This is a genomic window from Sphingobium aquiterrae, from assembly GCF_037154135.1.
Lineage (GTDB): Bacteria > Pseudomonadota > Alphaproteobacteria > Sphingomonadales > Sphingomonadaceae > Sphingobium > Sphingobium aquiterrae.
Window position 1 is genome coordinate 159080 of record NZ_JBANFL010000012.1, and the last position, 6917, is coordinate 165996.

Below are 6917 nucleotides of genomic sequence, written 5' to 3' on the forward strand. Positions count from 1 at the left end.
TTTGTAGAGCCACGCCAGGACTTCCGAGACTTGCGCGGCATGATCGTCCATCGGCTGCGACTTACGATGCCGCCGTAAGGCGGTTCCTTAGCGACGTCGATACGGCAGGTCCGGCTGCGTACTTAGAAGGTGTAGGCAACGGACATGAAGCCGCTCGGCTGCCAACGGCGCTCGTTCAGCGGGCTGTCCGCGGCATCGCCTAGCAGCCGGGTGACCCCGCCGGTCGCGCCAAGGCTCCAATGGACGTCGAGACGATAGCTGGCGGTGATGAAGCCCGACACGTCCTTGAAGCCGCTTCCGACCCGATAGAAGGGCAGGCCAGAGGCGGTGGCTTCGCCTGCGTCGATCCCGAAATAGCGATTCATATGCTTGCCGTTCGCCCAGCTCGTGCCGACCGTCGGGATGACCGTCATCCGGTCCGAGAGGGGGAGGGCATAAGAGAGGCTGGCATCCGCCACCACGCCTCGGGTGCCGCCAGCCACCGCCCTGGTAGCGCCGACCGTGAAGGACAGATTGTCGAGCTTGAGGTTAGCGAAAAGCCGGCCGCCGGCCGTGGTCGAGACGCGCCGAACGCCATTGGGCACATCGCGCCGCCTGTAGCCGCCGACCAGCGCCACGCTCGCGCCCGCCATCAATGGACCGAGTTCAACGACGTTGACCCCGATGCCGTTGCGGAGTCTGACGAAGAACTGTCCGAACTGCGCGTCGATCACGGGGATCGGCAAGAAGCGATAATCATCGGAGCCCTGATAGTCGGGAACGACGCCGGCGCCGGCGCCGAGCATCACATGATCGCCGGACTGGGCACCGGCTGCTGCCGGCAATGTCAGCGCCGCGAGCAGCAGAGCTGGCGATGCGGGGCGAGCTATACGCCTGAATAAGATCATGCACAGATTCTCGCATCGTTTGGGGAAAGGGGCGCGCCGCGCCCCTGAATTAGGAAGGATACTATGGCGTCATGCCAGGCCTTGCTCGCGGCTTTCCTGTTCAGCTCGAAGATCACTCTTGGCATCGCCAAGATCACATCTTGCAGGTCTGGGGCTCCTTGCCAGGCCTGGTGAGCTCTATGGCGGCCCCGTCGCCGCTCACCGTATAATTGCCATCGGTGAACGCTTCGCCTGGTGCGGGCGACTTTAGCTGCGATACGGTGCCTTCTCTGCGCAGATTGATCGTCATATTGTCCGAGAGAAAATCGATCGTGACGACGCTATTATCCTCGCAGCGATAGGGGTGGCTCGCTTTGATCGATGGCGGCAGTGGCACCTGCACGTTCTCGGTCGCATCGTTCTCCGCGCCATTCGAGCCGGCGTCCCGCCCGCACCCCGTCAAGGCGACGGTGGTAGACGCCAGCAGGGCCAGAAGAGCGCCTGCCGAGGTTCTGGGACTATGAAATAGCCTCATGAGCGAGGCCCTCCTTCACGGCCCATCGAATCGGAAAAGATTGACCTGAGCGCGAGGACAGGCGCGGTCTGCACTCGGGAATGCAGCGTGTCGCTACTTATGACGCGCTTCATTCTTCGCGCCTGCCGCCTTGGAGCGTGCGCCGCGCGGCATTAGGCGGCGGATCTCGGCCAGTGCCTTGCCCCATCACCTGATCGGCAGGCCATAAGCGTGTTGGATCGGTCCGTGATGTTCTGGTCGAGCCGATCCCCTGGGGCAGATCCAGAATCAGCCTGTGACGGTCCGAGCTGGTCGTATCATGGCTCATTCAAACATCCTTCCGCCTCGGTCTGTCGGCCGACGAGGCAGCTCGGGAGCAATGCTCAAGGGTCCTGCCAGCCGACGCCTGTGAATCAGTGAGACACGCCGGGCGGCTTTGGGTTGATCGGCTGGCAGGACGGCGGGTAAAGGCCATGGCGGAGGAGGCGATCCGGCGGACGCTATGCCGACCAGCTGAGGAGGGCTGATAAAACAGTGGCAAGCGCTTGGGCGTGTAGATGGGGCGGGCCGTCCCCTCGCCCGGAAGCGAAAATCATCTGATCGCCGACCCCATGTCTCCGCGAGACAAGACAATAAGCCAGCTTCGTCCAAATCAGGTCCTTAACTGGAGTGAGTGCTCATTTCGCTTATGGGTTGTGCCTCAAGACAGCCTAGGGAACAAGGCGAAAACGGGTGAGAATCGACATATGGACCATCAGCCGCGACAAAAAGCTCCGCGACAGAGTATCATCAAGGCGGCACGCGAGCTGTTCGATGCCAAGGGGTTTCACGCGACGACGTCAGCCGGACTCGCCGCCGAAGTGGCGGTCAGCGTCGGCCAGATCTCCCGGCTGTTCGAGGCAAGGACGATCTCATCCTGGCCCTTGTCGAGTAGAATACGCAGGTGCGCGTCGCGAAGATGCAGCAGTTTTCAGCGCAGTCGAGGAGGACGGGCATTCGGTATTCGATGCGATCAAGGCGATTGCGAACAACTCGAGCGTCAAGAGCGACGGCGGGCTGTCCTTAGAGATTCTTGCAGAAACCTGCTGCAATCCTTCGGTCGCAGACCGACTATCTGCGCTTGTCGTCTGCTACCGCGATGACGTTCGCCGACTCGCCGCGCTCACCCGACTCGACGCAACGACAGGTGAGCTGGAGGCTTATGTCGAGATCATGAGGAGGGTGGGCTTTTTTGGCCTGGGCCAACGCATGTTGCTCGGGCCGACGACGGACGTCGATTAGATAAGCCACGAAACGGCATGTCCGCTGATGCGCGCGCTGGGCGCGCCGGATCAGCTGGCCTGCCTCGGAGTCACGGAATCCAGCACCTGCGGGGGAGCTAGGCCGGTCCGCGCGGAGTCTCCGCAATGTCGCGGAGGATACGGCGCTTCGCCACGAGGATCACCGCAATGCGCCGCCGAGTGCTCAATAGAGCTCGACCGCATTTATTTCCCGGACAAGCCGCGTGGCAAGTAGGCTACGCTCGGCGCTATACAGCGTGCGCTGGGAGTCGAGCGTCGTGAGAAATGGATCAATACCTGAACGAAAGCGCGCTTCGGCTAGTCGGTATGCCCGGCGGTCGCGGTGAGGAGCGAAACCTGGGCCTCGAGCTGTGCATCGATCGTGCCGCGCCGGGCGAGCGGGTCGGCCACTTCGCGGAACCCGCCTTGGATCGAGCGCCCATATTGCGCTAGCACAGCTTCGGGCGTCGCTTCGGCATAACGAAGATTGCCGCGATTTCTGCCGAAATCGAAGATCGGGAGCGATGCGGAGGGCGCGACGGACTTGGTTGTGTGGACACTTACCTGAGCCATAGGACGGTAGCGGCTAGCGTGATGATGGCGAGATAGTTGCGTGCGGTTTTTTCAAAGCGGGTGGCGACGCGACGGAACTGCTTGAGTTTGCTGAAACGGCATTCGACGAGATGGCGCTGGGCATAGAGATGCCTGTCGAGCGGATGTTTTCGGGTGCGCGACGGGTTATTGGGGATCACGGCAAGAGCGCCCTTGCCAGCGATGGCCTGACGAAAGTGGTCGGCGTCGTAAGCGGTATCAGCCATGATGACCTTGGCGGGTAGGCCGTCGATCAGCGGCGCGACTTGCGGCACATCGCCGCGATGGCCGGCGGTGAGCGCGAACCGGACCGGACAGCCCAGGCCGCGAACCGCAACGTGGATCTTGGTGCTCAGGCCGCCGCGGGAACGGCCAATGGCCTGATCTTCAGACCCCCTTTTTTGGCTCCCGCCGCATGTTGGGGGACTGTCAGATATTTTGTGCGCGAGGCCATAGAGATGGATAGAAAGGACCATCGATATGGCGATCGACAAGGACATGCTGGACCAGCTGCTGGCTGGTCGTGATCCGCAGGATTTGTTCGCGAAGGACGGGCTGCTCGACGAGTTGAAGAAGGCTCTGTCGGAGCGGATGCTGTCGGCGGAGCTGGAAGATCATCTGGAAGCCGAGAGCGCCGAAGGCGCAATGAACCGGCGCAACGGCTCGTCGCGCAAGACGATGCTGACGGGGACCTCGAAGGTGACGCTGGACGTTCCGCGCGACCGGGCGGGCACGTTCGATCCCAAGCTGATCGCCAAATACCAGCGGCGGTTCCCGGACTTCGACGACAAGATCGTGTCGATGTACGCGCGCGGGATGACGGTGCGCGAGATCCGCGGGCATCTTGAGGAGCTGTACGGCATCAACGTATCGCCCGACCTGATCTCGACGATCACCGATGCGGTGCTGGAGACGGTCGCGGAGTGGCAGGGTCGACCGCTCGATGCCTGCTATCCGCTGGTGTTCTTCGACGCGATCCGCGTCAAAATCCGCGACGAGGGCTTCGTTCGCAACAAGGCGGTGTACATCGCGCTCGGCATCCTGCCCGACGGCACCAAGGACATCCTGGGCATCTGGATCGAGCAGACCGAAGGTGCCAAGTTCTGGTTGCGCGTCATGAACGAACTCAAGAATCGCGGCGTCGCCGACATCCTGATCGCGGTCGTCGATGGCCTCAAGGGCTTCCCCGACGCGATCAATGCGGCGTTCCCCGAGACGGTGGTCCAGACGTGCATCGTCCACCTGCTGCGTAACTCGATGAGCTTTGCGTCATGGAAGGACCGCAAGCCGATCGCCCAGGCGTTGCGCGCTGTCTATCGCGCCGACACCGCCGAGGCCGGCTTGGCGGCGCTCGACGCGTTCGAGGCTGGCCATTGGGGCAAGCGGCATCCCGCGATCGCCCAGAGCTGGCGGCGGCACTGGGACCAGGTGATCCCGTTCTTTGCGTTCCCCGAAGGGGTGCGTCGGATCATCTATGCCACCAACGCCATCGAGGCGCTGAACTCCAAGCTGCGCCGGGCCGTTCGCACCCGTGGCCACTTCCCCGGTGACGATGCCGCGATGAAGCTGCTATACCTCGTGCTCAACAAGGCCGCCGAGGAATGGAAACGGCCGCCGCGCGAGTGGTCGGAGGCAAAGACCCAGTTCGCCGTGATCTTCGGCGAAAGGTTCGTTATCTGATGACGATAACCGGCCTCGCGCACAAAATATCTGACAGTCCCCATGTTGGTGGGCGCGAACCACGGTAGAATCGATGATGAGATACTCGAAGTCTGGATCATCGGACATCGCCTCGAATATCCGCCACCACACGCCTTTCGCGCTCCATCAGCTGAAGCGTCGGAACACGCTGTTCCAGTTCCGAACACCTCGGGAAGATAGCGCCAGGGCGAGCCAGTCCTTCCGATCCAAAGCACCGCTTCAACGAACATCTGGTTGTCCCTGCTGGTCGAACCTTTCTGATCAGGGCGCCCGATAATCAACGGAGCCATGCGCTCCCACGCCGTTCGCAAACTACGGGCCTATGCCCTGAAGCGTGACAAGCATCGCCTGCGGCGACGTCTCTGACATGTGGTCACGCTTGGCTTCAACGCGCTTGATCTGTTCGGTGAGCAGCTCGAGACGATCGAGCTCACGATTGAGCTGCGCCTCGAGATGCAAGGGCAACGGCTTGCCGCCGACGGTCCTCCTCCTCGATCGTTGGCACGCGAATCATCGAGCAAACCCTTGGCTCACTGCGCATCCACGCCATCAGGGTACGCACTAGCGTCTCGCTATTAATCCCGTCGGCCTTTGCCCGCCGGAGGCGGCGAGACCGCAACCGAAGCGGCGTCGACCACATGGCTGGTGATCCAATCTTCCGACTCCAGAGCGCGATGAATCCAAAAGCCGTGGAGCGCCGCTTCCTGAATAGCGATCACCGGATAGCGCTGGCCCTCGCGGGCCTGTGCCTTGTCACGCAGGGCATCCAGGCAGGCCAGCATCGCCGCCCGGCGCCGAGTGATGGGACATCTTTTCGCTACCCGGCGATAGAGAAGTCACCAGCCCGGTCGATTTCGCGAGTTCCAGCGAGACGAAAATTGCGCCAAGATCAACACGGATGGCGGCAGGCTGCGAGATGGGGTCTGCTGACATGGCAAATCCTTTCAGAGTGGTTGCTAGCAAACCGACTCTGAGCCCCCTCAGGCCGCTATCCAACTCTTATCATGGGATCTTTTCTAATGTCGGAAAATAGCGGTTCCTGGTTGTCGTCTTCGGCGCGACACGGAATTATGCGCGCCAGTTTGGCCTTGATCCACTCGTTTTCGAGGTCGCTGGAGCGGATAGGCGCGTAGCGCATGATCCGCTCGGCGGGCGATATGCCATCCCAATGAAGCGTTGGATCTTGACGTGCGGGCTCCGAGTTTGGCGGCCGCGTCCGACATCGCGAGCCATACGCCGTTCTTGTCAGAAGACCGGTAACCGCTGATCTTGCGCACCGCACGGCCCACCGGCTGTTCAGCCTACCAATTAAATTGCAAAAGCAATGATTGTATATTGAACGTAATCGGAAGATGGACTAGGTAGCCGAACATGGCCTGCGACCGATCCAGAACCAGCTCCGTCGCGCTTTTTGAACTCACGAACGCTTTACAGCCGATCCGGCGTGTCTGGGTTCAGGCAGTCAGTCTCGCACTCGCCGACTTCGGACTTCCCGCATCGCTCATTTCGGCGCTCATTCTGGCGTCCCGTCATGGAGACAAGGGTGTCAGGCAGAACGCGCTGGCCGAGGAAGTCGGGGTCAATCCGGGCGGCATGGTGCGTATTCTCGACCAGGCTGAAGCCGCCAGATTGCTCGAGCGGCGCGATTCTCCCAACGACCGGCGCATCAAGACGATCCATGTTCTGCCGAAAGGTCGTGACCTTGCGAAGAAGATGGAAAAGGCGGTCACGCGGCTCCGCGACGATCTCCTTGGTGATCTTCCTTCGCAGGACATCGAAACGACGACGCGCACGCTGCGTTTGTTCGAGGAACGGATCGGTCAGTTCCTGCAGCAGACGCGGACGGGCCGATGAAGGTCAGCGCCGATCAGCTGATCTTCTCTGTTAAGGAAACTCTGAACAAGTTGGGCTTGCAGGGCGAGCGCTGATCTGATTCTGTTTCTGGGAGGGGAATGGAATGAGACA

The 6917-nt window shown here is 61.5% G+C and carries 5 protein-coding genes and 4 pseudogenes; 3 read left to right on the forward strand and 6 right to left on the reverse strand.

The annotated features are described in order from the left end of the window. Window positions 1-122: 122 nt before the first annotated feature. Window positions 123-887 (reverse strand): MipA/OmpV family protein, encoded by a 765-nt coding sequence (locus tag WFP78_RS14385; RefSeq protein WP_336963564.1) that lies wholly within the window; start codon window positions 885-887, stop codon window positions 123-125. 133 nt (window positions 888-1020) lie between these two features. Next, window positions 1021-1401 carry a hypothetical protein gene (locus tag WFP78_RS14390; protein WP_336963567.1) on the reverse strand — a complete coding sequence of 127 codons (381 nt, stop codon included), beginning with the start codon at window positions 1399-1401 and terminating at the stop codon, window positions 1021-1023. A 725-nt stretch (window positions 1402-2126) separates the two neighbouring features. On the opposite strand from WFP78_RS14390, the gene WFP78_RS23445 reads away from it, so the two are divergent. Beyond that, window positions 2127-2522, forward strand: coding sequence for a helix-turn-helix domain-containing protein (locus WFP78_RS23445; RefSeq protein WP_419722972.1), 396 nt, complete (start codon window positions 2127-2129; stop codon window positions 2520-2522). 322 nt (window positions 2523-2844) lie between these two features. Here WFP78_RS23445 and WFP78_RS14395 read toward each other — a convergent pair. Then, window positions 2845-3209: pseudogene (locus tag WFP78_RS14395) on the reverse strand (TolC family protein); the annotation flags it as partial. An 11-nt stretch (window positions 3210-3220) separates the two neighbouring features. Next, window positions 3221-3672, reverse strand: a pseudogene (locus WFP78_RS14400) (IS5 family transposase); the annotation flags it as partial. A gap of 59 nt (window positions 3673-3731) precedes the next feature. Between WFP78_RS14400 and WFP78_RS14405 the strand changes: the two are divergent. Next, window positions 3732-4931 (forward strand): IS256 family transposase, encoded by a 1200-nt coding sequence (locus WFP78_RS14405; protein ID WP_336963570.1) that lies wholly within the window; start codon window positions 3732-3734, stop codon window positions 4929-4931. A gap of 42 nt (window positions 4932-4973) precedes the next feature. On the opposite strand, the pseudogene WFP78_RS14410 reads toward WFP78_RS14405, so the two are convergent. Then, window positions 4974-5242, reverse strand: a pseudogene (locus WFP78_RS14410) (transposase); the annotation flags it as partial. 28 nt (window positions 5243-5270) lie between these two features. Beyond that, window positions 5271-5885 (reverse strand): annotated as a pseudogene (locus WFP78_RS23450) (IS110 family transposase); the annotation flags it as partial. A gap of 438 nt (window positions 5886-6323) precedes the next feature. On the opposite strand from WFP78_RS23450, the gene WFP78_RS14425 reads away from it, so the two are divergent. Further along, entirely contained in the window at window positions 6324-6806 is a 483-nt protein-coding gene (locus WFP78_RS14425) for a MarR family winged helix-turn-helix transcriptional regulator (RefSeq protein WP_336963575.1), read from the forward strand. The last annotated feature ends 111 nt before the right edge of the window (window positions 6807-6917 follow it).